Source organism: Micromonospora sp. DT178 (genome assembly GCF_049841695.1).
In the GTDB taxonomy this organism is placed as follows: Bacteria; Actinomycetota; Actinomycetes; order Mycobacteriales; family Micromonosporaceae; genus Micromonospora.
Genome location: NZ_JBNCKV010000006.1, coordinates 142,256 through 165,264 on the forward strand (window position 1 = coordinate 142,256; position 23,009 = coordinate 165,264).

The window sequence follows — 23,009 nt, forward strand, 5'->3', positions numbered from 1 at the left end:
CGGGGCGTCCGTCGTCCCGGGATGCGGGCAGGAGTGCCGGCGGTCAGACGACCGCGCCGTCGTCCGGGTCGCGGTCCTCGTCGTCGCCGGGCCGCAGCCGCCAGATCAGCGCGACGAAGCCGGCGAGGATGCCGGTGAAGCCGAACAGGTTGACCACCGAGGGGTCGGCCACGGGGAAGACCGAGGGGAAGAGGAAGAGCACGAAGCCGAGCACGATGGCGAGCACACCGACCACCGCGTACTTCGAGAAGCGCGGCAGGGGCGGGGGCGGCGGCGGGGTGTAACGCTCGTCCTCCGCCTCGTCGTCGGGCAGGTCGGCGCCGAAGGTGTCCAGCCCGTCGAGCAGCGACGGCTCGTCCTGCCGGCCACGGGAGAGGGAGACGCCCGAGATGTCGGCCGCGTACGGCAGCCGGCGCACGTCGGTGGCGGTCGGCCCGGCGGGCTCGTCGGGCGTGCCGAGGGTCACCGGTCCGCCGGCGGGCCCGGGCGCGTCGTCCACGTCCTCGGCGGCGGGCCACGGGTTGTCGCCACCGCGCGGGGCGGTGGTGTGGAAGCCGGCGACGATACGGGCCCACTCGGCCTCGATGTCCGGCTCGTCTTCGCGGGGCTTCTCGGGGGCCGTCTCGTCCGCGAGCTGGGTCAGGTAGTCCCGCGCGGTCCTCAGGTGGGACCGGTCGACGTAGAGCCGGTCGACGGGGCGGGACGGGACGGTGGTGGTCCGGGTGACCGGGTTCAGGTCGGCCGAGGGCTGGAGGTAGGCGGCGATCCCGCCGGCGGCCAGGACGTCGAGCAGGTGCTCGCCGACGCGCGGATCCACGTCGCCGGCGATGGCGTACTCGCTCGCGTCGAGCCCGTTGTCCCGCCGTCCCCGGCGGGCCCCACCCGCTGACACCGGACATCCTCCTCATCACGCGCCCGCGGCGCGGCCGCCTGAGCCCCCTCGGCGCCGACCGCACGCCGTGCCTTGAATCGTGACACGTCCGGACCCGGTTCCGGGAGTGCCTTGTGGCGCGGCGTACGAAGTCAGAGGCCCTGTCGCAGGTCGCGCCCGGGGATTTATGTCCGTTCTTGCTGAATGTTTTTCAACGGAGCCCCACCGACGGCGCCGCCCGGGGGGCGCCGGTGCCGGCGAACGCGCCGAGCGCCGGTCAGCCCGGGTCGGGCGGTGAGCCGGGCCGCACCAGGCCGCTCTCGTACGCCGCCACGACGAGCTGCGACCGGTCGCGGGCGTGCAGCTTGGCCAGCAGCCGGCTCACGTACGTCCGGGCGGTCGCCGGGCTGATGTGCAGGACCGCGCCGATCTCGTCGTTCGACCGGCCGGCGGCGACCTCGGCCAGCACCTCCCGCTCCCGGGCGGTCAACGAGCCCAGCCGGGCCGGGTCCGGCTCCCGCCCGCCGGCGCGCACCGCCGCCATGACCCGCCGCGTGACCGCGGGGGAGAGCAGGGCCTCCCCGGCCCGGACGACCCGCACCGCTCCCCGTAGCTCGTCGGGGCCGGTGTCCTTGAGCAGGAAGCCGGACGCGCCGGCCCGGATCGCCTCGAAGACGTACTCGTCGGTGTCGAACGTGGTGAGCACGACGACCCGTACGCCGGTGAGCCGCTCGTCGGCGACGATGCGGCGGGTGGCCTCGATGCCGTCCGTGCCCGGCATCCGGACGTCCATCAGCAGGACGTCGGGCCGCTCGGTGACCGCCAGCCGGTACGCCGCGTCGCCGTCGCCCGCCTCGCCGACGATCTCGATGTCCGGCGCCCGGTTCAGCAGCGCGCGCAGCCCCGCGCGGACCAGGTGCTGGTCGTCGACGAGTCCCACCCGGATCACGTGGTCCCTCCCAGGGGTAGTTCGGCGCGTACCTCGAAGCCACCGCCGGGTCGGTTGCCGGCGGTGACGGTGCCGCCGAGCAGGGCGGTGCGCTCCCGCATGCCGCCGAGCCCGTACCCGCGCGGGGCGTCCTCGTGCTGCCCACGGCCGTCGTCGCGGACGGCGACGGCGAGGGTGCGCGGGCCGCGGACGACGTCGATCTCGACGGTGCGCGCGCCGGCGTGGCGCAGGGTGTTGGTCAGCGCCTCCTGGACCAGCCGGTGGGCGGTCGAGTCGACCGCGGCGGGCAGACCGGTCAGCTCGCCCTGCCGGTTCACGGCGACCCGCAGCCCGGTGGCCCGCGCGCCGGCGGCCAGGGCGTCCAGCCCGGCCAGCCCCGCCACCGGTTGCCGGGGCTCGGCCACGGCCGGGTCGCGCAGGAGACCGAGGGTGGTGCGCAGCTCCCGGGCGACCTGCGTGGTGGCCGAGCGGACGTGCCCTAGGGCGGCCCGGGCGGCCGCCCGGTCGTCGTCGAGGGCCTCGTCGGCCACGCCGGCGTGCAGCGAGATGACGGAGATGTGGTGGGCGATCACGTCGTGCAGGTCCCGGGCGATCCGGAGCCGTTCCTCCTCGACCCGGCGCGCCGCCTCCCGGGCGTGGTCGCGTTCCAGCTGCCGCAGCCGCCACCGTTGCTCCCGGCGCCGCAGCCGCCGGGACCGGACCCCGTCGCCGAGGGCGACCGCGGCGGCCATGATGGCGACGCTGGAGGCCAGCTCGAAGCCGATGAGGTACGCGACGCTCGCGCCGTCCGCCGCGCGGAACGCGGTGGAGACGACGAGCAGGCCGAGCCCCACGAGCACCGCCCAGCGCAGCTGCCCGGCCTCGGCCGCCGAGTAGAGCGCCGCGGCGAGGGGGAGGGCCAGCCCGACCGGCGGGTAACCGGCCACGTAGTAGGCGACCAGGCCGGCGGCGCTGACCACCAGCACGGCGGTCGGCGCGCGGCGGCGCAGGAGCACGAGCGCGCCGAGCCCGACGGCGAACAGGTAGGCGGGGACGTCGCGTCCCCGGTCGCCGCCCACGTTCGCGGTGATCGCCAAGGCCACGACGGCCGAGACGGCGACGCCGATGAGCAGGTCCAGCACGGCGGCCCGGGGCAGCCGGACCAGCCTGCCCGCCGCCCGGCCCGCCCCCCGCTGCGTCTCGGCCACCCGCACACCTCCGAGCGTAGGTGCCGCCGGCCCACCCGCGGGGCCGACGGGTGTCCCGACCGACCGTCGCCCTGCGCGGTATCCGTGGCGGCCGGCGGTACGTCGACAGGCGACACCGCCCGCCTGCCGGCACGGCCGCCCGCCGCCCGGCGCTCGCCACCGTCCGCCGCGTCCGGGATGGACGCTCACGTCGCGCGGGCCGGATCACGTTGTGGCGGCCGGCATCGGGTTCGTAGGCTCATGCCCACGACGGCCCGCGGCGACGCGGCGGCGTCGCGACCACCTCTGGGAAAGGACGCCGGTGCTGTACTGGCTGATGAAGTACGTGCTCCTCGGCCCGCTGCTGAGGCTGGTCTTCCGCCCGCAGGTCGAGGGGCTGCACCACGTGCCCGACACCGGGCCGGTGATCCTCGCCAGCAACCACCTGTCGTTCTCCGACTCGATCTTCACGCCGCTGGTGGTGAAGCGGCGGGTGACGTTCATCGCCAAGGCCGAGTACTTCACCGGCAAGGGCCTCAAGGGCTGGCTGACGAAGATGTTCTTCGTCGGCTCCGGCACCATCCCGGTCGACCGCTCGGGCGGCCGGGCGGCCAGGGCCGCCCTGGACACCCAGCTGCGGGTGCTGCGCGCCGGTGGCATCGCCGGCATCTATCCCGAGGGCACCCGCTCGCCGGACGGGCGGCTCTACCGGGGCAAGACCGGCGTGGCCCGGCTGGCCCTGGAGAGCGGCGCCCTGGTGATCCCGACGGCGATGCTCAACGCCGACGAGATCCAGCCGCCCGGCAAGCTGATCCCCAAGATCGCCCGGGTGCGGATCCGGTTCGGCCCGCCGCTGGACTTCTCGCGCTACGCCGGGCTGGCCGGTGACCGGTACGTCGAGCGCGCGGTGACCGACGAGATCATGTACGAGCTGATGGAGCTCTCCGGCCGCGAGTACGTCGACATGTACGCCCAGAAGGCCAAGAACCCGCCCGCCGGCCCGGCCCCCCGCGAGCCGGTCCCCGCCTGACGGGCCGCCCGCCCGCGTAACCCGATCAGCAGGCCAGGGCGGTGTCGGCGGTGGTCGTCGGGGGGCGGGCCAGGTCCAGCAGGACGGGGGCGTCGTTGCGCAGCGCGAACGCGCGCAGCTCGGCCAGCTCCGCGCGGCCCGCCGTCGACTCGCCGGCCCGCTCCAGCTCCACCGTCGCGAAGGTCAGCGCCAGCATCCGGTCGGTCACGTCCGGGATGCCGGCGTAGATCTCGGCGCCGGCCAGATGCAGCTCCGCGGCCCGCCGGTGGTCGCCGTCCGCGGCGGCCAGCGCGCCGGTCACCGTCCGCCGCGCCGCCTCCGACCAGGGCGTGCGGTGACCCACCCGGTCCAGCATCGCGCGTACCCGGGCCGCCGAGTCCCGCCCGGCGAGGCTGGCCGCGTACCCGGCCGCCGCGATCCACTCGCCGCTGGCCAGGGCCGGCACCGCCGACCAGGAGTCGGCCAGCTCGTCGATCAGCGTCGCCGCCTCCTCCCGGTGCCCCTGCAACGCGCGGCACAGCGCGCCCATCCCCAGCATCGTCCAGTGCAGCCGGTGGAAGCCGCTGCGCCGCGCGGCGTCGAGCGCGGCCGCCACGTCGTCGCGGAACGCGGTGGCGCCGTCCTGGGAGCGCGCCGGCGGCACCCGCCCGCCCCGCAGCACCAGCAGGCAGGAGCGCAGGCCACGCACCTGCATGTCCCAGCTGCCGGTCGGGGTGTCCACGAAGGCCTCGGCGGCGGCCAGCAGCCGGTCGAAGTCGCCCTCGAACCAGGCGCGCATCGCCTCCGCCGAGTAGCTCGTGGTCAGCGTCTGCCCGCTGGCCTTGCGCGTCGGCAGCGACGAGAGCAGGGCGTCGGAGCGCAGCCAGTCGCCCTCCTCGCAGACGGCGTAGACGAGGTTCTGGATGGCCCGGGGCAGGGCGATCAGCTGGTTGGCGCGGCTGACCTCGACGATCGCGTGCAGCTCGTCCAGGCCGGACCGGTCGCCCGCCTGGTAGCGGGCGATGGCCGAGGTGATCTGGGCGTTGGTGCGGGTCTCGGTGAGCCCCAGCCGCTCGCCGATCTCCGCCGCCCGTTCGGCCGCGACGACCGCCGGATCCCGCTCGTAGTTCAGCATGTGCAGCCGGCCCAGCTCGGCGTAGGCGTCCGCCTTCTGGGGACTGTCCGGCAGCGGGGCGAAGAGCTGCACGGCCCGGTCCAGGCAGGCCAGGGCGGCGGCCCGGTCGGCCCGCAGCCACGCGGCCTGACCGAGCAGCGTCCAGGCGCGCGCCGCGCAGGCGTCGTCGCCGTGCGCCAGCAGCCGTTCGGCGAGCGCCTGCACCTGCTCGGGGCCGCCCCCGGAGAGGAAGCCGTTGCCGTCCCGGTAGAAGGAGATCTCCGTGCTGAGCAGCTCCAGCTGGAGCCGGCCGACCGGGTCGGAGTCGTCGGCCAGCCCGAGCGCCCGGCCCGCGTGGCTCGCCGCGACGTCGAGACTGTGCAGCGCGTACGCCCGGCGGGCCGCCCGGTGCAGCGCGGCCCGGGCGGGGCCGGCGAACCGGCCGACCTCCATGCCCAGCGACCGGGCGATCTCGTGGGCCGCCCACCGGTGGTGGGCCAGCACCTCGGCCAGGTCGGTGTCCCGGCTCTGCGAGAGCATGTCCAGCCACTGCGCCGTCCGCTCGTGCCGCGCCACCCGCTCGGTACGGGGCAGCCGCTGGTAGCAGACGTCGCGCACCAGCACGTGCCGGAACCGGTACTCCGGCTGCCCGGCCATCGTGGAGGCGGCCTGCTCGTGCACGAAGTCGCGCTGCTCGAGCCGGCGCAGCGCGCGCTCCACCGACTCGACGGGCTGCCCGAGCGCGGCGGCCACGGCCCCCGGCCAGAACTGCACGCCGACCACGGCGGCGGCCAGCAGCACCGTGCGCTCCTTGGCGTCGAGCAGGTCGATGCGGTTGGCGATGACGGCGTGCACGCTCTCCGGCATCGGCAGGTCGAGGTGCTTCTCCAGCGACCAGCCCCGCACGGACTGGCGCAGCGCGCCCTGCTCGATGAGCATCCGGACGTACTCGTGGGCGTAGAGCGGGTTGCCGCCGGCCACCTCGATCAGCGGGGTGAGCATGTCGGCGGAGAAGGCCGCCCGGCCGAACATGTGGGCGTAGAGCGCGGCGATGCCCGTGTCCCGCAGCGGGGGCAGGGTGATGGTCACCGAGCCGGTGATCGTCCCCGCCCAGCTCGGGTCCCGGTCGACGAGTTCCGGCCGGGCGGTGCAGAGGAGCAGCAGCGGCACCTCCCGGGCGGCGGTGCCGAGCAGCTCCACGAAGCGCAGCATCGCGTCGTCGGCCCAGTGCAGGTCCTCGAAGACCAGCACGGTCGGCCGGCGGGCGGCCAGGGCGAGCAGGAAACGTCGCCAGGCCGACTCGGTCTCCTCGGCCGGCAGCGCGGTCCCCGGCAGGCCCACCAGCGGCCGCAGGGCGTCGACGAGGCGTTGTCGCTCGCCGGGGCCGACCAGCTCACCGACGGCGGAGGCGAGCCGCTGCGCGGCGCTCGACGCCGGGTCGGTGTCCAGGATGCCGGCCTCGGCCTTGACGATGTCGGCCAGCGCCGCGAACGTCACGTTCTCGCCGAACGGGGGGCACCGCCCGATCCGCCAGGTCAGCGGCTCGTCGACCAGCTGGTCCACGTGTCGGTACAGCTCCCGGACCAGCCGGCTCTTGCCCAGCCCGGCCCGGCCGAAGACGGTCACCACCTGCGGGCGCCGGTCGCGCAACGACCGGTGCAGGGCGTTGACCAGCATCCCCAGCTCGTGCTCCCGGTCGATCAGCGGCGTGACGTCCGGCTGCCGGTCGGTCGGCTGCCGGCGCACCGGGGACAGGGCCAGCCACACCTCGGTCGTCGTCGACCGCCCGCGCAGGGTGACCGGCGGCTGCTCCGAATAGCGGATCGCGTCCCGGGTGAGGGCGTGCGTCACGCCGCAGACCAGCACCCCGCCGGGCGGCGCGACGGACTGCATCCGGGAGGCCGTGTTGACCACGTCGCCGGCCACGATCGCCTGGCCGCCGTCGCGGGCGGCGGCCACGTCGACAAGCGCCTCGCCGGTGGCCACCCCGACCCGGAAGCGCAGCGCGTCCGCGCCGGTGGGGGCGAAGCGGGTCAGCACCCGTTGCAGCTCCAGGCCCGCCCGCACGCAGCGCAGCGCGTCGGTCTCGGTCGCCACGGGCGCGCCGAACAGGGCCATCACCGCGTCGCCGATGTACTTCTCCACCACCCCGCCGTACTGCCCCACGACGCGGCGGGCGGCCGAGAAGAACCCGGTCTGCATGCCGCGGACCAGCTCCGGGTCCGCCCGCTCGACGTACGGGGTGAAGTCGATCAGGTCGACGAAGAGCACGCTGACGCGGCGGCGGTCCTCCTGCGGGGCCGGCTGCCGCTCGCTGCCCGGCCGGGCGGCACCGCAGGAGGTGCAGAACGCCACGTCCTGGGCGAGCGGGCGCAGGCAGTGCGGACAGACGGCGCCCAGCTCGTTGCCGCAGCCGCCGCAGAAGCGGTCGCCCGCGGCGGCCGTGCGTCCACAGCGGTCACACTGCGTGGCGATGACACCCTCCACTCGCGATCCCGCCGGTGCCGGAGGCGGCACCGTTCCGGTGTCAGTATCGCCGTCTGTCCAGCTGTCGGGTACCGGGCTGTTGGCTTGTGGACAGTCCACCGGCCGGTCCTGCGGTTACAGTCAGGCGGCTGAATGTCGACCATTGACCGCAGGGGGATTCCCGATGGTGTACGTGATGTTGCAGAGTGACTGGACCGACGGCAACGGGGTGAGCCACCTCGCGGGCGACTCCGTCGACGTGGACGCCGCCACGTTGGCCGCGCTCCAGGCGCAGGGGATCGTCAGCGAGCAGTCCGGTGGCGGCAAGGACGGCACGGAGTGGGTCGGGCCGGGCAGCACCAACTGGGTCGGGCCGGGCAGCAACACTCCCTGACACCCCGCACGAAAGGGCCGGAGCAGCCGCTCCGGCCCTTTTTCGCGTACGCCTCAGCGCTCGCTCATGCCGGCGCGGCGGCGCAGCGCCGCCACGTCGGTGACCACGATCCGCCGGCCCTCGGTGCGCAGCCAACCCCGGTTGGCGAACGACCCGATCGCCTGGTTGACGCTCTGCCGCGAGCCGCCGGCCATCTCCGCGAGCTGGCTCTGGTTGAGCTCGATGGTGATCATCGGGGCCTGGCTCTCGCCGGCCAGCCGGACCAGGGTCTTGGCCACCCGGCCGGGCAGGTCCAGGAAGACGTGGTCGGCGTTCTGCTCGGTCAGCCGGCGGATCAGCCCGCCGAGCGAGCGCATCACCGCGTCGAGGATGCGCGGGTTGGAGTGCACCAGCTCCATGAACGCGCCCCGGGACAGCGCGAGCGCGGCGCAGTCCTCGATCGCCTCGGCCGAGGCGGAGCGGGTGGAGGCGTCGAGCAGGGAGACCTCGCCCAGCACGTCCGGCGGACGGATCACCGACAGCACCGCGCGCTCGCCGGTCGGCGCGGTGCGGAAGACCGCGACCGCGCCCCGACGCAGGACGATGAGGGACTCGCCGGGGTCGTTCTCGACGAAGAGCAGCTGACCCTTGCGGTATGTCCGGGGGACCGCCGCGGCGATCACCCGCTGCCGGACCTCCGGCTCCAGCCCGGCGAACATCTCCACACCCGTGAGCGCGTCACCCGGCTCCGGAAGGCGCATCTCCACGGCCCAACCCCTCCCCCGGTCAAGGACCACAACTCGCTCACCGGGTGAACCTGAAGGCCCTCGACGAGGTGAACTGACACCGGTTCGGCGTCCGGTAGCGGTACACATCAGATCATGACGGTCCGGTCGCTTGCTGTACACCCCTCAAATCACTTCCGTGACACTCCCGAGCTGCGGCGATCGGTGTGGTGGGCGGCGTCCGGCCGCCCCGGTGGCCCGGCAGCGACGGGCGTGGGCGAGGATGACCGGTGATGGTCTACCGCTATTTCTACGACTGCGAGTTCATCGAGGACGGCCGGCTCGTCGACCTGGTGTCGATCGGCGTCGTCGACGAGTACGGCCGCGAGTTCTACGCCGTCTCGACCGAGTTCGACGACTCGCGGGCCGTGCCCTGGGTGCGCCGCAACGTGCTCGACAAGCTGCCCTCCCCGGCGAACCGCGCCTGGCGTTCCCGCGAGCGCATCCGCGACGAGCTGTACGACTTCCTCGTCGAGCCGGTCCGCGACCGCCCGGGCGAGCAGTTGGAGCTCTGGGCCTGGTACGCCGCGTACGACCACGTCGCCCTGGCCCAGCTGTGGGGCGCCATGCCGGCGCTGCCCCGGGAGATCCCCCGGTTCACCAAGGACCTGCGCCAGATCTGGGACGACCGGGGCCGGCCGCCGCTGCCGGACGCCGACGCGGCGCGCCACGACGCGCTGGTCGACGCCCGGCACAACCTGGCCCGATGGCGGGCGATGACCGGTTCGTAGGTTTGGTCGGTTCTGTCCCGGGCACCGGTGCGACGTCGAGCCGATGTGAGGGAGAGTCCCATGAGCAACGAACCGACCAACGCCGCCGAGGCCCGGCGCCGGGTGACCGAGCTGGTCCGGGAGGCGCGCATCTGCATGCTCACCACGACCGCCGTGGACGGCCGGATGGTGAGCCGTCCGATGGGCCTGCAGGAGGCGGAGTTCGACGGCGACCTGTGGTTCTTCGCGTACGCCGACTCCGCCAAGGTCCGACAGATCCGCGTGAACCCGGAGGTCAACGTCTCCTTCTCCGACTCCCGGCGCAACGCCTGGGTGTCGGTCTCGGGCACGGCCCGGGAGGGGTACGACCGGGCGAAGGCCGAGGAGCTGTGGAACCCGGTGCTCAAGGCCTGGTTCCCGGACGGGCTGGAGACTCCCGGGCTCACCCTGGTCAAGGTCCACGCCAGCTCCGCGGAGTACTGGGACTCGCCGTCGAGCACCGTGGTCAACCTGTTCGGCTACGCCAAGGCGGCGGTGACCGGCAAGCCGCCGAAGGCGGGGGAGAACCACGAGGTCAGCTACTGACCGGTAGGCCGACCGGCCGGTGGGACCGGCCCGGGGCGCGGTGTCGACGTGCGCCAGCGACGACTACAGTGCGCACTGACGGCCCGCCCCGGGCCGGCAACGGCGCCGATGGTCTGATTCGACACATATCCTGGGGCAAATCGGGCTACACCTGATGCTCCAGGAGGATGAGCAGATCATGCGTATCGGCGTGCTCACCGGCGGCGGCGACTGCCCAGGTCTCAACGCGGTCATCCGGGCGGTGGTCCGCAAGGGCGTCGCCAGCTACGGCCACGAGTTCGTGGGTTTCCGGGACGGCTGGAAGGGCCCGTTGGAGGGCCTGTCCCGCCCCCTGGGCATCGCGGAGGTCCGCGGCATCCTGCCGCGCGGCGGCACCATCCTCGGTTCGTCCCGGACGAACCCCTTCAAGATCGAGAACGGCGTCGAGCGGATCAAGGAGAACCTCGCCGCGCAGGGCGTGGACGCGCTCATCGCGATCGGCGGCGAGGACACCCTCGGCGTGGCCACCAAGCTGCACGAGCTCGGCGTCCACGTGATCGGCGTGCCGAAGACGATCGACAACGACCTCGGCGCCACCGACTACACCTTCGGCTTCGACACCGCCGTCAACATCGCGATGGAGGCGATCGACCGGCTGCACACCACCGCCGAGAGCCACCACCGCACCCTGGTGGTCGAGGTGATGGGCCGGCACGCCGGCTGGATCGCCCTGCACGCCGGCCTGGCCGGCGGCGCCAACGTGATCCTGCTGCCGGAGCGGCAGTTCGACGTCGAGCAGGTCGCCGGCTACGTCGAGAAGCGCTTCCAGCACCAGTACGCCCCGATCGTCGTGGTCGCCGAGGGCGCCCAGCCGCTGGACGGCCAGATGGTCCTGCACAACCAGGAGCTCGACGCGTTCGGCCACGTCCGCCTCGGCGGCATCGGCCAGTGGCTCGCCGAGCAGCTGGAGGCCAAGACCGGCAAGGAGGCCCGCACGGTCGTGCTCGGGCACATCCAGCGCGGCGGCACCCCGAGCGCCTTCGACCGGGTGCTCGCCACCCGGCTCGGCCTCCAGGCGATCGACGCGGTCCACGAGGGCGACTGGGGCAAGATGGTCGCCATGCAGAGCACGGACATCGTCCGCGTTCCGCTGGCCGACGCCACCCGCGAGCTGAAGACCGTGCCGCTGGAGCGGTACGCCGAGGCCGAGGTCTTCTTCGGCAGCTGATCCATCCGTGGCGTCGCGGCGGGCCGTCCGGCCCGTCGCGACGCCGGCTCACCGCGAGGGGGTACGACGGCGATGGCGGGTTCGGTGCACACGGTCGCGGTGATCGGGGCCGGCAAGATCGGCGAGCTGATGCTCTCCGGGCTGCTGCGCTCGGGCTGGCCGGTGGACCGGCTGCTGGCCACCGCCCGCCGACCCGCCCGCGCCGAGGAGCTGACCGCCCGCTACGGGGTACGGGTGGTCGACAACCTCACCGCCGTGGCCGAGGCGGACGTGCTCGCCGTCTCGGTCAAGCCGCAGGACGCGGCGACGCTGCTGGAGGAGATCGGGCCGAAGGTGCCCGCCGACAAGCTAATCATCTCGCTCTGCGCCGGCCTGCCGACCAGCTTCTTCAACCGCCGCCTGCCCGAGGGCACGCCCGTGGTGCGGGTGATGACCAACACCCCGGCCCTGGTGGACCAGGCGATGACGGCGATCTCCGCCGGCGCCCACGCCACCGGCACGCACCTCGCGCTGGCCGAGGAGATGTTCAAGCCGCTGGGGTCGACCGTCCGGGTGCCCGAGTCCCAGCAGGACGCGGTGACCGCGCTCTCCGGCTCCGGGCCGGCGTACTTCTACCTGCTCGTCGAGGCGATGATCGACGCCGGCATCCTGCTCGGTTTGCCCCGGCAGATCGCGCACGAGCTGATCGTGCAGACCGCGATCGGCTCGGCCGTGATGCTGCGCGACTCCGGCGAGCACCCGGTGAAGCTGCGCGAGGCGGTCACCTCGCCGGCCGGCACCACCATCTCCGCCGTGCGCGAGCTGGAGAAGCACGGCGTACGCGCGGCGCTGCTCGCCGCGCTGGAAGCGGCCCGCGACCGCGCCCGCGAACTGGCGGCCCAGGCCGACTAACTCTTCCACGCCGTACGTGGACCAGTGCCCGCCCCGTGATCGGGCGGCCGGCACTGCTGACCGTCCATGCCGCCCGCCACGCCCACGCCCGAGGTCCCACACGGTGAGTCGGTGAAACGCGTCAAGCCCGATCGGCGTCCAAGCTGATATGGCCTCGGCCTACGCCGATGCGTGGGGGAGTGAGCTTGAACCGTCGTCCCGTTCGACCGCTGATCGCAGGCGCCGCCATCGCGGTGGCCCTTGGCGGCTGGTTGGCCCACGACTTCCTGCGAGCGGGTGAAACGCACTCGGTGCACCCGTCCTACGCCGGAGAACGTCGAACTGTCGACCGGAGAGGCCGCCGCGATCCTCGGCGTCACCAGGCCCACGGTGGTCAAGCTGATGAACGACGGTGTGCTGCCCTATACCCGCCCCAATTCCAGCCGGCGAGTCGCATTGCATGACGTGCTGGCTTACAAGGAGCGGCGATCGAGGGCGCGCCGTGAGGCTCTGGACGAGCTGACTGCGGACGCGATCGACATGGGCGTCTACGACGAGGCGATCCGGCGTGGCCGTCAGCCGTCAGCCGATCAACCAGCGCGTGACGGCAATTGATGATCGTTGCCGTCTTGGACGCCTGCGTTCTCGTGCCGAGCGTGCTCGCCGACACCCCTCTGCGCTGCGCCGAGCAGGACCTGTATCGCCCGGTCTGGGCTCGGACGATCCTTGACGAGATGCGTCGCAACCTTCCGCCGTCGGTTCTCGGAGCCAAGGCTGAGCGCCGGGTCGAGGTCATGCGGGAGCACTTTCCGGAAGCGATGGTCTCCGGGTATGAGCACCTCATCAACGAGATGACCAACCATCCCAAAGACCGTCACGTGCTCGCCGCCGCCGTGGCAGCCGACGCGGAGGCGATCGTCACGGCCAACCTTCGTGACTTTCCGGACCATGCGCTTGCTCCGTACGCCATCGAGGTGCTGCACCCGGACGATTTCCTGTGCACGCTGCTGGACGAGTCGCCGAATCGGATCCTGGACATCATCGCGGACCAGGCGGAGGCGACCGGCAGGGGTGAGCGCCCCAAGCTCACTATCGATGATGTCCTGAGTGGCCTCGCCGGATGCCGGGCGATCCGGTTCGCCCATAGGGTTTCTCTCGAGATGGCAGGCGGGCGGTAACTGCCTGCCAACGCCGAGGACCCGTAGCTCGCCACCGCCGTCGATCCTCCGGGGAGCAGCCGCCTGCCCGTCATGTGGTCCGCAACGCCGGGATCGAGAACGTCTGCCATGCGCTCGACCTCGACGCCGACCCGGCCAGCCTTATTGCCCGGGTCGGCGCCTTGGCCGGCCGGATCATCAGTAGAGCAGGTGGGGCTTGCGGCGGCGGTTGAAGTCCGCCAGCTCGTCGGCCCAGGCGCCGACCACGTCGTCCACGTCTGCGCCCGCGTCGATCATCGTGCGCAGTCGCGGCGACCCGGTCAGCTTGTCGATCCAGTACGGCCGCACGGCGTCCCACGAGTCGCGCCGCCACGCGAACGCCTCGTACTTGTGCGCCTCCACCAGCATCGCGACCGCCGTGCGGATCGGGTCGTACTGCGCGCGGTCGACGACCTTGACCTCGACCCCCGCGCAGAGCTTGTTGAGCAGCGCGGGCTTCTGCCCGGCGGACGTCGGCGTGAAGTACGCCTCGCGGAACTCGACGCCGGGCAGCTCGCGGGCGTTGAGCCGGTCGGACCAGTGGTAGTCGAAGTCCTCGGCCAGCCCGCCGATGAGCTCGAACGGCTTGCAGGTGCCCCGGCCCTCGGTGAGCGAGGCGACGCCCTCGAACAGGCCGGTGCCGGGGTAGACCAGCGCGGTGTCCGTGGTGGGCATGTTCGGGCTGGGCAGCACCCAGGGCAGGTCGGTGTCGGCGGCCAGCTTGTCGCGCTTCCAGTGCCGGCACTCCACGACGTGCAGGTCCACCTGGCGGCCGGCCTCGGCGGGCAGGAACTCGGCGTTGAAGAACCGGGCCAGCTCGCCGACGGTCATCCCGTGCTGCTGGACGATCTCCTTCAGCCCCACCCCGGAGGTGTAGCCGGCGGTCATCATCGGCCCGTAGGCCCGACCGCCGACCGGGTTCGGCCGGTCCAGCACCACGTACCGCTTGCCGGTCCGGGCCGCAGCCATCATCGAGGTGTACATGGTCCAGATGTACGTGTAGAAGCGGGCGCCGACGTCCTGGATGTCGAAGACGACGGTGTCGACGCCGGCCTGGGTGAACATGGTCTCCCACTTGGCCAGCGAGGCGCCGTACGCGTCGTAGACGGTGATCCCGGTGCGGGCGTCGATGCCGGTGCCCTCGCTGCCCCCGGCCTGCGCCGAGCCGCGGAAGCCGTGCTCGGGGCCGAACGCGGCGGCCAGCCGCACCGTGCCGGAGGCGTGCATCAGGTCGACCAGGTGCCGGTAGGCCGAGTCCACGCCGGTGGGGTTCGAGATCACCCCGACCCGCTGGCCGGCCAGTTCGGCGAAGTCGGACCGGACGAGCACGTCGAGCCCGGTCTCCACGCGGCGGATGCCGGGCGCGGCGTGACCGGCCGCGCCGGATGCCGTCGCCGCGACCGCGCCAGCGGTCACCGCACCCGCTCCGGCCAGGAACTTCCTTCGCTCCATGTCGACCCTCCCTCGGTTTGGTCGAAACTTAGCTACACGTTGATGCCCCGTCAAGGAAGGTTAGCTACAAAGCCGGGGTGGACGGGGTCGGCCGGCGGCGCTGTCGGAACCGCCGATCCGGTGGCGCGTGGTGCGGACCCACCGGTCGGGCGGTGCTCCATACTGGCCCGGTGTTCACCCTCGCCCAGGCCCGCCACCTGATCGCCACCCTGCGCCCGCGCGTCGACGAGCTGATCCGGCTGCGGGCCGACCTGGCCGAGCTGCGCGTCGACCTGGCCGACCGGGGCGTCAGCCCGCTCGGCGGGCTGGCTGAGGTCAAAGGGCTGGAGGCGCGGCTGCACGCCCTCGTCGAGGAGCTGCACTCCCACGACATCCAGGTCAAGGGCATCGCGCCGGTGCTGCTCGACTTCCCCGGCGAGCGCGACGGCCGGCCGGTGCTCTGGTGCTGGCTGGAGGGGGACACCGACGTGCGTTGGTACCACCGGCTGGAGTGCGGCTTCGCCGGCCGCCGCCCGGTCTGATCCGCCGGCGGGGTCACCCCGCCCGGGTCGGTGGGGGAAGGCGGGCCGGGCCCGTCGCCCGCGCCGGTGGCGCTCAGGCCAGGGACGCGAGCATGGCCGGGGAGACGTTCCCGCCGCTGAGGACCAGCACGGTACGGGTGCCCGGCGCGGCGTCGACCAGGCCGGCCCGCAGCGCGGCGAGGGTGACGGCGGCGGACGGCTCGACCAGGAGCTTCGTCGCGTCCAGCAGCTCCCACCAGGCGGCCCGGATGTCCTCCTCGGACACCTCGACCACCTCGTCCACCAGCGCGCGGACGTGCGCCAGGGTGTGCCGCCCGGCGAACGGCGCCGCCAGCCCGTCGGCGATGGAGGTCGGCCGTGCCGCGAGGGCGTCGCCGTTGGTGCGCAGCGCGTGGCCGACCGCGTTGGCGGTGGCCGGCTCGACCCCGACGATTCGGGCGGTGGGGACGGCCGCCCGGACCACCGACGCCACCCCGCTGATCAGCCCGCCACCGCCCACCGGGACGAGGACCAGCTCCGGCGGCGGGCCGTCGGCCAGGATCTCCCTGCCGACGGTGGCCTGGCCGGCGATGACGTCCGGCTCGTCGAACGGGTGCAGGAGGTGGTAGCCGCGCTCCGCCGCGAGGGCCTGGCAGGAGCCCAGCAGGTCGTCGGTGAGGACGACCTCGCCGCCGTACCGCCGGACCGCCTCGATCTTGGTCGGCACCGCGTGGGGTGGCATGCAGACGACCGTCGACAGGCCGAAGGCGCGACCGGCGAAGGCCACGGCCGCCGCGTGGTTGCCGGCGGAGAAGGCGGTCAGCCCGGCGGGCGCCCCCTCCCGTTCGACGCGGGCGAGCAGCGCGTTCAGCGCGCCCCGCACCTTGAAGCTGCCGGTGTGCTGGAGGTTCTCCGCCTTGACCGCGAGGTCGAGCCGGAGCGGGTCGCCGAGGCGGGGGCAGGGCAGCAGCGGCGTGCGGACGACCCGCCCCTCGATGCGCCTCTCGGCCGTGATGATGTCGTCCACGGTGGTGAGCTGCACGGCCGCAGCCTAGCCCGACCCCGGCCGGTCGCACCGCCCGTGGTGACGGTGACGCAGGACCCGATCGAACGGTGCGACCGGCGGGGCGGCGGCGCGACCGCTCAGCGGGTGGCTTCGGTCAGCGCGGCGCGCACCGTGGCGGTGTCGGCCGGCGCCTCGCGCTCCCAGTCCGCCGGGTCGGCCGAGTAGATGGTCCCGTACGCCGGGGTGTCCGGCTGGTAGCGCCAGCTCTCGGCGAGCGTCCCGGCGTCCACGGCGTCGTAGCCGATCCGGTCGAGGAAGGCCGTGGCCTCCGCCTTGGCGCCCGCGTCGTCGCCGGCGACGGGCAGCGCGCTGCGGTCGTCGGCGCCGGCCGGCCGGGCCAGCGCGTGCAGGTGCTTGAAGAAGATGTTGTTGAACACCTTGACCACCCGCGACTGCGGCAGGTGCCGCTGGAGCAGCTCGCTGCTGGTGGTGGAGCCCGAGTCCAGCTCGGGGAACCGGCCGTCCCGCTCCGGGTAGTAGTTGTTGGTGTCCAGCACGAGCTTGCCGGCGAGCGGCTCGACCGGCACGTCCCGGTACGCCTTCAGCGGGATGGTGACGACCACCAGGTCGCCGGCCTCCGCGGCCTCCCGGACCGTGGCCGCCCGGGCGCGCGGGCCCAGCTCCTCGACGAGGTCCTTGAGGGTCTCCGGGCCGCGCGAGTTGCTCAGCACCACGTCGTAGCCGGCGGCCACCGCCAGCCGCGCCACTGTGCCGCCGATGTGTCCACTGCCGATCAGTCCCACAGTTGTCATGTCGGTTCCCAACCTCGTTCGCGGTGAGGGTATTCCCCACCGGTGTGGTCGACAATTCCGCCCGGTGCCCGGTGCCCGGTGCCCGGTGCCCGGTGCCCGGTGCCCGGTGCCCGGTGGGCCGCCGATCGGCCGACGGCGTCGGGCCGGGTGCGGGTCGGCGGCCGGAGGGGGCGGTCCGCGCGCCCGTCCGCCCAACGTACTGCCGGCCGGGGCGCGGGGGGCCGGCTTCGGGACAACGCCCGCCGGCGGCCCGCATCGCCGTCGCTGGGGGACCGGTGTCGGCCCTGGCGGCTAGCCTGCCTCCACTTGCGAACACGGAACGGGGAGTGCGATGGGCACGTGGGCGGCGGGACCGTTCGACAACGACGTGGCGGCGGACTGGTGCGGCGACCTCGACGAGGCGTCGCCGGAGCGGCGACCCCTGCTGGTCGAGCAGGCGCTGCGCGAGGCGGCGGGGGAGGATGACTTCCTGGACTCGTGGCCCGGCGCCAAGGCGGTCGCGGCGTCGGCGGTGGTCGCCGCGCACCTTCCCGGCGGCCCGCCGGTCGACTCGGCGTACGCGCCGGACTTCCTCACCGCCGGCGGGCGCCTCACGCTCTCCGCGGAGCTGCCGGCGCTGGCCCTGCGGGCGCTGGACCGGGTGCTCGCCGACGGGTCCGAGTTGGCCGAGCTCTGGGACGAGGCCGGGGAGCTCGACGAGTTCGCCGCCGCGCTCGCCCCGATCCGGGCCGCGCTGGCCGACCCGACCGGGGCCGCCGCCGTCGAGGGCTGAGGCGAGGTCACGGCCGGCGGGGGCCGGGCGGGATGCGCCCCGACCGACCACCCGGATCGCCGTCGCGCCGGACCGCCGTCACCACCCGCTCGACGCGTACGCCGGTCGTCGGGTCGGTCCAGACGAACACCACCGGCCTGGCCGCCGCGAAGAGTGCCCAGACGAACGGCGGCAGGTCCTCGGGCGACATGCGGATGTAGGACGTCGCGTCGTCGACCCGACCGAGCAGGTGCTCCAACGTGAAGCGGTGCCGCCCCGAGCCGTCGAGGTGCTCGGGAGCCGGCGGGACGTGGCGCAGGCTGCCCTGGTCGCGCAGCACGTCGTCCGGCACGGCGGCGTCGAGCACCACCAGGCCGGCGTCGAGCGGGCGCTGGATGCTGACGTGGTGGTCGGGCGGGACCTGGCCCGGCGCGAGCATCCCCTGCACCGCGAAGAACATCCCGACCCCCTCCGCCCGGACCGTCCCGGGTGTCGCCGATCGTAGTCCGCTCGGCACACAGCGGCACGATCGAGGCGGGTGGCGTCAGGCCGCCGGGGGCAGCACCTTCTCGATCGCGGCGCGCAGGTCGGTCGAGCCGGGCTCGACGGTGGGCGCGAACCGGGCCGCCACCGTGCCGTCCGGGGCGACGAGGAACTTCTCGAAGTTCCACCGCACGTCGCCGGCGTGGCCCTCCGCGTCGGCCGTGCCGACCAGCGCCGCGTAGAGCGGGTGGCGGCCCGGGCCGTTCACGTCGACCTTCTCGGTCAGCGGGAAGGTCACCCCGTAGTTGACCTGGCAGAAGTCGCTGATCTCGGCGGCGGTGCCCGGCTCCTGGCCGGCGAACTGGTTGCAGGGCACGCCGAGCACCACCAGGCCTCGGTCGGCGTACTCGTCGTGCAGCGCCTGGAGGCCGGCGTACTGCGGGGTGAGGCCGCAGCGCGAGGCGACGTTGACCACCAGCAGCGCGCGTCCGCGGTACTGCGCGAGGTCGGCCGGGCCTCCGGCCAGGGCGTCGATCCGGGTGTCGAAGACGGTCATGGGCCGAGGCTACGCGCCGCCGCCGGGCCGCCGCCCGCGCCACCACCGGGCCGCCGTCGGGCCGCCGCAGGCCGCCGTCGAGGGGGAGCGGCCGGAGGACTGGTCGCGCTCCCAAAGGGAAATCGATACATGCACATCTTGACGAAGGGATGACGGCGTGAGTAGCGTCTCACCATCAATCTGGAAAGTTTCCTAACTGTTTAGGGAGACGCCGCATGAAGAGATCGCTCCGCCGGGCCCTCTGGGTCGGCGCCGTGATGGCGGTGACCGCCGCCACGGTCCCGATGGCCAGTGCGTTCGGCGCCGGCAGTGTGACCGCCGGGTTCGCCAAGGCGCAGGACTGGGGGACCGGTCACGAGACGCGGGTGACCGTCACCAACGGGACGAGCGCCCCGGTGAGCACCTGGCGCATCGAGTTCGACCTGCCGTCGGGCACCAGCATCAGCAGTTCCTGGGACGCCGACGTCACGCGTACCGGCGACCACTACGTCGCGGTCAAGAAGAGCTGGGCCGGCCCGATCGCGGCGGGCGCCTCGTTCAGCTGGGGCTACAACGGCACCGGCGCGTACAAGGCGCCGCTGAACTGCACGATCAACGGCGCGCCGTGCGGCGGCGGCACCCCGCCCCCCACCACCGCGCCGCCCACGACCACCCCGCCGACCACGGCGCCGCCCACCACCCCGCCGCCGAGCACGCCTCCGCCCACCACCCCGCCGCCGGGCCCGGGCGGCAAGAAGGTTGTCGGCTACTTCGCGCAGTGGGGCGTCTACGCCCGCAACTACCACGTGAAGAACATCCACACCAGCGGCTCGGCCGCCAAGCTGACCCACATCCTGTACGCCTTCGGCAACACCACCGGTGGCCGCTGCACCATCGGTGACAGCTACGCCGACTACGAGAAGGCCTACACCGCGGCGGACAGCGTCGACGGCGTCGCCGACACCTGGGACCAGCCGCTGCGCGGCAGCTTCAACCAGCTGCGCAAGCTCAAGAAGATGTACCCGAACCTGAAGGTGATCTGGTCCTTCGGCGGGTGGACCTGGTCGGGCGGCTTCACCCAGGCCGCGCAGAACCCGGCCGCGTTCGCCGAGAGCTGCCACAACCTGGTCGAGGACCCGCGCTGGGCGGACGTCTTCGACGGCATCGACGTCGACTGGGAGTACCCGAACGCCTGCGGGCTCACCTGCGACAGCAGCGGCCCGAACGCCTTCAAGAACGTGGTCAGCGCGTTGCGGTCGAAGTTCGGCTCGTCCGCGCTGGTCACCGCCGCGATCACGGCGGACGGCAGCAACGGCGGCAAGATCGACGCCACCGACTACGCCGGCGCCGCGACGCACCTCAACTGGATCATGCCGATGACGTACGACTACTTCGGCGCCTTCAACGCGCAGGGCCCCACCGCCCCGCACTCCCCGCTCACCTCGTACGCCGGCATCCCGCAGCAGGGCTTCTGGTCCGACGCGGCGATCCAGAAGCTCAAGAGCAAGGGCATCCCGTCGGACAAGCTGCTGCTCGGCATCGGCTTCTACGGCCGGGGTTGGACCGGGGTGACCCAGACCGCCCCGGGTGGCACCGCCACCGGCCCCGCCCCGGGCACCTACGAGCAGGGCATCGAGGACTACAAGGTCCTCAAGAACACCTGCCCGGCCACCGGCACCGTCGCCGGCACGGCGTACGCCAAGTGCGGCAGCAACTGGTGGAGCTACGACACCCCCTCCACGATCAACGGCAAGATGACGTACGCGAAGAACCAGGGCCTCGGTGGCGCCTTCTTCTGGGAGCTCTCCGGTGACACCGGTAACGGCGAGCTGATCGGCGCCATCAAGGGCGGTCTCGGCTGAGCCGAGGGCCGACGCACCACCCACACGGCGGGGAGGGACCGCGCACCGGTCCCTCCCCGCCCGCTGTGCCCGGGTCGACGTGGGGAGCGTCCCGCGTCGACCCGGTCGGGCGGCGGGTGGCGCTCGGTGACGGGCACGTCGCGGGCGGGGCCGGACGGTTCGGGCGCGGCGGCGTCCGGGCACATGTGTCGATGTGACAGACTCGCCGCTCAACGGGCTCGATGTCCACGGCGACGGAGGTGGCGATGCGCGCGACGCGCGGGAGGCTCGCGGCGGGCGCCGTGCTGCTCGGGACCCTTCCCCTCGTCCTGCTCGGCTGCGGCATCGGCGAGGAGGAGGATCCGGCGACCAGGCCCGGGCGGGCCCCGGCCGAGGAGGCCACCACGAAGTCGCGGGAGCGGGTGCAGGCCTACCTCGACGCGATGACCGCCAAGGACGTCGCGGCCGGGCGCAGCCAGCTCTGCGCCGCCCTCCAGGAGAGCTTCGACGCCGCCGCGACCGGCCCCAACGGCGACTTCGCCGACCACTTCAAGGTGCCGCGAGCCGAGATCACCGACATCCGCTCCGGCCCCCGGGGCCAGGAGGTGAGCGCGTCGATCTCGGTCGCCGCCGGCACCCGCACGCTCACCCGGCCGCTGCTGTTCACGGTCACCCGCGACGGCGCCGACTGGTGCATCGCCGCCGAGGCGCCGGGCGGCAACACCCCGGCCCCCGCCGCCACCGGCTGACCTGCCTCCGGGTGAGCCCGCTCTCACCTGCCGGAACCATCCCCCTCGCCGGTCGGTCGCCGGGCCGCTCGCCGTAGGCTTTCGTCATGCGCCATGAGTGGCATCAGCTGAGCCATCCCGCGGTGGGCAGCCCTGGGCTGCAGACCAGCCGTCCGACCGTCGACTCCGCCGAGGACGCGGCCCTCGGCCTCGACCGCTGGCGGGAGCTGCCGCGTGAGCAGACCCCGCCCTGGCCGGACCCGGCGGGCGTCGCCGAGGTCTGCAAGGTGCTCGACACCGTGCCCTCGGTGGTGGCGCCCTACGAGGTCGACCAGCTGCGGCAGCGGCTGGCGCTGGTGTGCGAGGGCAAGGCGTTCCTGCTCCAGGGCGGCGACTGCGCGGAGACCTTCGTCGACAACACCGAGAGCCACCTGCTGGCCAACGCCCGCACCCTGCTCCAGATGGCGATCGTGCTCACCTACGGCGCCTCGCTGCCGGTGGTCAAGGTGGCCCGGGTCGCCGGGCAGTACACCAAGCCCCGGTCGCTGCCGACCGACGCGCGCGGCCTGCCCGCGTACCGCGGCGACATGATCAACTCGCTGGAGGCGACGCCGGAGGCCCGGGCCGCCGACCCGCAGCGCATGATCCGGGCGTACGCGAACTCGGCCGCCGCGATGAACATGCTCCGCGCGTACCTGGCCGGCGGGCTGGCCGACCTGCACGCCGTGCACGACTGGAACAAGGGCTTCGTCAAGAACTCCCCGGCCGGCGAGCGCTACGAGGCGATCGCCCGGGAGATCGACCGGGCGCTGGCCTTCATCCGGGCCTGCGGGATGACCGACGACGAGGCGCTGCGCACCGTCACCCTCTACTGCTCGCACGAGGCCCTCGCCCTGGAGTACGACCGGGCGCTGACCCGGGTCTCCGACCGCCGGGCGTACGGCCTGTCCGGGCACTTCCTGTGGATCGGCGAGCGCACCCGGCAGATCGACGGGGCGCACATCGACTTCATCTCCCGCATCGCCAACCCGATCGGCGTGAAGCTCGGCCCGACGACGACCCCGGACGAGGCGATCGAGCTCTGCGAGAAGCTCAACCCGGAGAACGTCCCCGGCCGGCTCACCCTGATCAGCCGGATGGGCAACCACCGGGTCCGCGACGCCCTGCCGCCGATCGTGGCGAAGGTGACCGCCGCCGGCGCCAAGGTGGTCTGGCAGTGCGACCCGATGCACGGCAACACGCACGAGTCGTCCAACGGCTACAAGACCCGGCACTTCGACCGCATCGTCGACGAGGTGCTCGGCTACTTCGAGGTGCACCGGGGCCTGGAGACCCACCCGGGCGGGCTGCACGTGGAGCTGACCGGCGAGGACGTCACCGAGTGCCTCGGCGGCGCCCAGGGCATCGAGGACCTCGACCTGCCCGGCCGGTACGAGACCGCCTGCGACCCGCGACTGAACACCCAGCAGTCGCTGGAGCTGGCCTTCCTCGTGGCGGAGATGCTCCGTGGCTGACGCGAGGAGTGAGCTTGCGAGCCCCGCAGTCGGCGGCCGAAGGGATGACAGTGCCTGATCAGTTCGTGGACCTGCGTTCGGACACC

At 73.4% G+C, this 23,009-nt stretch carries 23 protein-coding genes; 13 read left to right on the forward strand and 10 right to left on the reverse strand.

Going from position 1 to position 23,009, the window contains the following annotated elements:
* Window positions 1-43: 43 nt before the first annotated feature.
* The 3 genes from ACLQ22_RS13615 to ACLQ22_RS13625 form a co-directional block, all read right to left on the reverse strand.
* Window positions 44-892: a DUF308 domain-containing protein gene (locus ACLQ22_RS13615; RefSeq protein WP_425692577.1), complete on the reverse strand. Its 849-nt coding sequence runs from the start codon at window positions 890-892 to the stop codon at window positions 44-46.
* A gap of 256 nt (window positions 893-1,148) precedes the next feature.
* Window positions 1,149-1,820 carry a response regulator transcription factor gene (locus ACLQ22_RS13620; protein WP_425692578.1) on the reverse strand — a complete coding sequence of 224 codons (672 nt, stop codon included), beginning with the start codon at window positions 1,818-1,820 and terminating at the stop codon, window positions 1,149-1,151.
* Window positions 1,817-3,007 carry a sensor histidine kinase gene (locus ACLQ22_RS13625; RefSeq protein WP_425692579.1) on the reverse strand — a complete coding sequence of 397 codons (1,191 nt, stop codon included), beginning with the start codon at window positions 3,005-3,007 and terminating at the stop codon, window positions 1,817-1,819. Before ACLQ22_RS13625 ends, ACLQ22_RS13620 begins: the two co-directional genes overlap by 4 nt.
* Before the next feature lie 301 nt (window positions 3,008-3,308).
* Between ACLQ22_RS13625 and ACLQ22_RS13630 the strand changes: the two genes are divergently transcribed.
* Entirely contained in the window at window positions 3,309-4,016 is a 708-nt protein-coding gene (locus ACLQ22_RS13630) for a lysophospholipid acyltransferase family protein (RefSeq protein ID WP_366642008.1), read from the forward strand.
* A gap of 25 nt (window positions 4,017-4,041) precedes the next feature.
* Here the strand turns inward: ACLQ22_RS13630 and ACLQ22_RS13635 are convergent, their stop codons facing one another.
* Window positions 4,042-7,596: an ATP-binding protein gene (locus tag ACLQ22_RS13635; protein ID WP_425692580.1), complete on the reverse strand. Its 3,555-nt coding sequence runs from the start codon at window positions 7,594-7,596 to the stop codon at window positions 4,042-4,044.
* A gap of 163 nt (window positions 7,597-7,759) precedes the next feature.
* Here ACLQ22_RS13635 and ACLQ22_RS13640 point away from each other — a divergent pair, with 163 nt between their 5' ends.
* Window positions 7,760-7,969, forward strand: a complete 210-nt coding sequence (locus ACLQ22_RS13640; protein WP_088999193.1) for a hypothetical protein — start codon at window positions 7,760-7,762, stop codon at window positions 7,967-7,969.
* Window positions 7,970-8,022: 53 nt separating this feature from the next.
* On the opposite strand, the gene ACLQ22_RS13645 is transcribed toward ACLQ22_RS13640, so the two are convergent.
* The gene (locus ACLQ22_RS13645) at window positions 8,023-8,715 is read right to left on the reverse strand and encodes a Crp/Fnr family transcriptional regulator (protein WP_121400498.1); all 693 of its coding nucleotides are present in this window, start codon (window positions 8,713-8,715) and stop codon (window positions 8,023-8,025) included.
* A gap of 251 nt (window positions 8,716-8,966) precedes the next feature.
* Here ACLQ22_RS13645 and ACLQ22_RS13650 point away from each other — a divergent pair, with 251 nt between their 5' ends.
* The 6 genes from ACLQ22_RS13650 (at window position 8,967) to ACLQ22_RS13675 (ending at window position 13,283) form a co-directional block, all read left to right on the forward strand.
* The gene (locus tag ACLQ22_RS13650; protein WP_425692581.1) at window positions 8,967-9,464 is read left to right on the forward strand and encodes a polyadenylate-specific 3'-exoribonuclease AS; all 498 of its coding nucleotides are present in this window, start codon (window positions 8,967-8,969) and stop codon (window positions 9,462-9,464) included.
* Between the two features lie 60 nt (window positions 9,465-9,524).
* A complete protein-coding gene (locus ACLQ22_RS13655) occupies window positions 9,525-10,028 on the forward strand; it encodes a pyridoxamine 5'-phosphate oxidase family protein (protein WP_416604873.1) in 504 nt (167 codons plus the stop codon).
* A gap of 178 nt (window positions 10,029-10,206) precedes the next feature.
* Window positions 10,207-11,235, forward strand: coding sequence for a 6-phosphofructokinase (locus ACLQ22_RS13660; RefSeq protein ID WP_121400914.1), 1,029 nt, complete (start codon window positions 10,207-10,209; stop codon window positions 11,233-11,235).
* Between the two features lie 72 nt (window positions 11,236-11,307).
* Complete coding sequence (gene proC / locus ACLQ22_RS13665) at window positions 11,308-12,126, forward strand: pyrroline-5-carboxylate reductase (RefSeq protein WP_425692582.1); 819 nt, start codon at window positions 11,308-11,310, stop codon at window positions 12,124-12,126.
* A 276-nt stretch (window positions 12,127-12,402) separates the two neighbouring features.
* The gene (locus tag ACLQ22_RS13670; RefSeq protein WP_425692583.1) at window positions 12,403-12,720 is read left to right on the forward strand and encodes a helix-turn-helix domain-containing protein; all 318 of its coding nucleotides are present in this window, start codon (window positions 12,403-12,405) and stop codon (window positions 12,718-12,720) included.
* Entirely contained in the window at window positions 12,720-13,283 is a 564-nt protein-coding gene (locus tag ACLQ22_RS13675; protein WP_425692584.1) for a PIN domain-containing protein, read from the forward strand. The genes ACLQ22_RS13670 and ACLQ22_RS13675 overlap by 1 nt, the downstream gene beginning before the upstream one ends.
* Window positions 13,284-13,460: 177 nt before the next feature.
* On the opposite strand, the gene ACLQ22_RS13680 is transcribed toward ACLQ22_RS13675, so the two are convergent.
* On the reverse strand, window positions 13,461-14,753 hold the full coding sequence (locus tag ACLQ22_RS13680; RefSeq protein WP_425692585.1) for an exo-beta-N-acetylmuramidase NamZ family protein: 1,293 nt from the start codon (window positions 14,751-14,753) through the stop codon (window positions 13,461-13,463).
* Between the two features lie 170 nt (window positions 14,754-14,923).
* Here ACLQ22_RS13680 and ACLQ22_RS13685 point away from each other — a divergent pair, with 170 nt between their 5' ends.
* Window positions 14,924-15,274, forward strand: a complete 351-nt coding sequence (locus ACLQ22_RS13685) for a DUF2203 domain-containing protein (protein WP_425692586.1) — start codon at window positions 14,924-14,926, stop codon at window positions 15,272-15,274.
* Between the two features lie 73 nt (window positions 15,275-15,347).
* Here the strand turns inward: ACLQ22_RS13685 and ACLQ22_RS13690 are convergent, their stop codons facing one another.
* On the reverse strand, window positions 15,348-16,295 hold the full coding sequence (locus ACLQ22_RS13690) for a threonine ammonia-lyase (protein ID WP_425692587.1): 948 nt from the start codon (window positions 16,293-16,295) through the stop codon (window positions 15,348-15,350).
* A 101-nt stretch (window positions 16,296-16,396) separates the two neighbouring features.
* Window positions 16,397-17,266, reverse strand: coding sequence for an NADPH-dependent F420 reductase (locus ACLQ22_RS13695; RefSeq protein WP_425692588.1), 870 nt, complete (start codon window positions 17,264-17,266; stop codon window positions 16,397-16,399).
* A gap of 136 nt (window positions 17,267-17,402) precedes the next feature.
* Here ACLQ22_RS13695 and ACLQ22_RS13700 point away from each other — a divergent pair, with 136 nt between their 5' ends.
* Window positions 17,403-17,843 carry a DUF4259 domain-containing protein gene (locus ACLQ22_RS13700; protein WP_425692589.1) on the forward strand — a complete coding sequence of 147 codons (441 nt, stop codon included), beginning with the start codon at window positions 17,403-17,405 and terminating at the stop codon, window positions 17,841-17,843.
* Between the two features lie 7 nt (window positions 17,844-17,850).
* Here ACLQ22_RS13700 and ACLQ22_RS13705 read toward each other — a convergent pair whose 3' ends face one another.
* Both ACLQ22_RS13705 and ACLQ22_RS13710 read right to left on the reverse strand, forming a co-directional pair.
* On the reverse strand, window positions 17,851-18,282 hold the full coding sequence (locus tag ACLQ22_RS13705; protein WP_425692590.1) for a hypothetical protein: 432 nt from the start codon (window positions 18,280-18,282) through the stop codon (window positions 17,851-17,853).
* An 84-nt stretch (window positions 18,283-18,366) separates the two neighbouring features.
* Window positions 18,367-18,861 (reverse strand): glutathione peroxidase, encoded by a 495-nt coding sequence (locus ACLQ22_RS13710; protein ID WP_425692591.1) that lies wholly within the window; start codon window positions 18,859-18,861, stop codon window positions 18,367-18,369.
* Between the two features lie 215 nt (window positions 18,862-19,076).
* Here ACLQ22_RS13710 and ACLQ22_RS13715 point away from each other — a divergent pair, with 215 nt between their 5' ends.
* The 3 genes from ACLQ22_RS13715 to ACLQ22_RS13725 all read left to right on the forward strand — a co-directional run bounded on the left by ACLQ22_RS13715 (window position 19,077) and on the right by ACLQ22_RS13725 (window position 22,923).
* Window positions 19,077-20,702, forward strand: coding sequence for a glycosyl hydrolase family 18 protein (locus ACLQ22_RS13715; RefSeq protein ID WP_121400509.1), 1,626 nt, complete (start codon window positions 19,077-19,079; stop codon window positions 20,700-20,702).
* Between the two features lie 245 nt (window positions 20,703-20,947).
* Window positions 20,948-21,430 carry a hypothetical protein gene (locus ACLQ22_RS13720; RefSeq protein WP_425692592.1) on the forward strand — a complete coding sequence of 161 codons (483 nt, stop codon included), beginning with the start codon at window positions 20,948-20,950 and terminating at the stop codon, window positions 21,428-21,430.
* A gap of 86 nt (window positions 21,431-21,516) precedes the next feature.
* A complete protein-coding gene (locus ACLQ22_RS13725; protein WP_363622205.1) occupies window positions 21,517-22,923 on the forward strand; it encodes a class II 3-deoxy-7-phosphoheptulonate synthase in 1,407 nt (468 codons plus the stop codon).
* Window positions 22,924-23,009 lie beyond the last annotated feature (86 nt).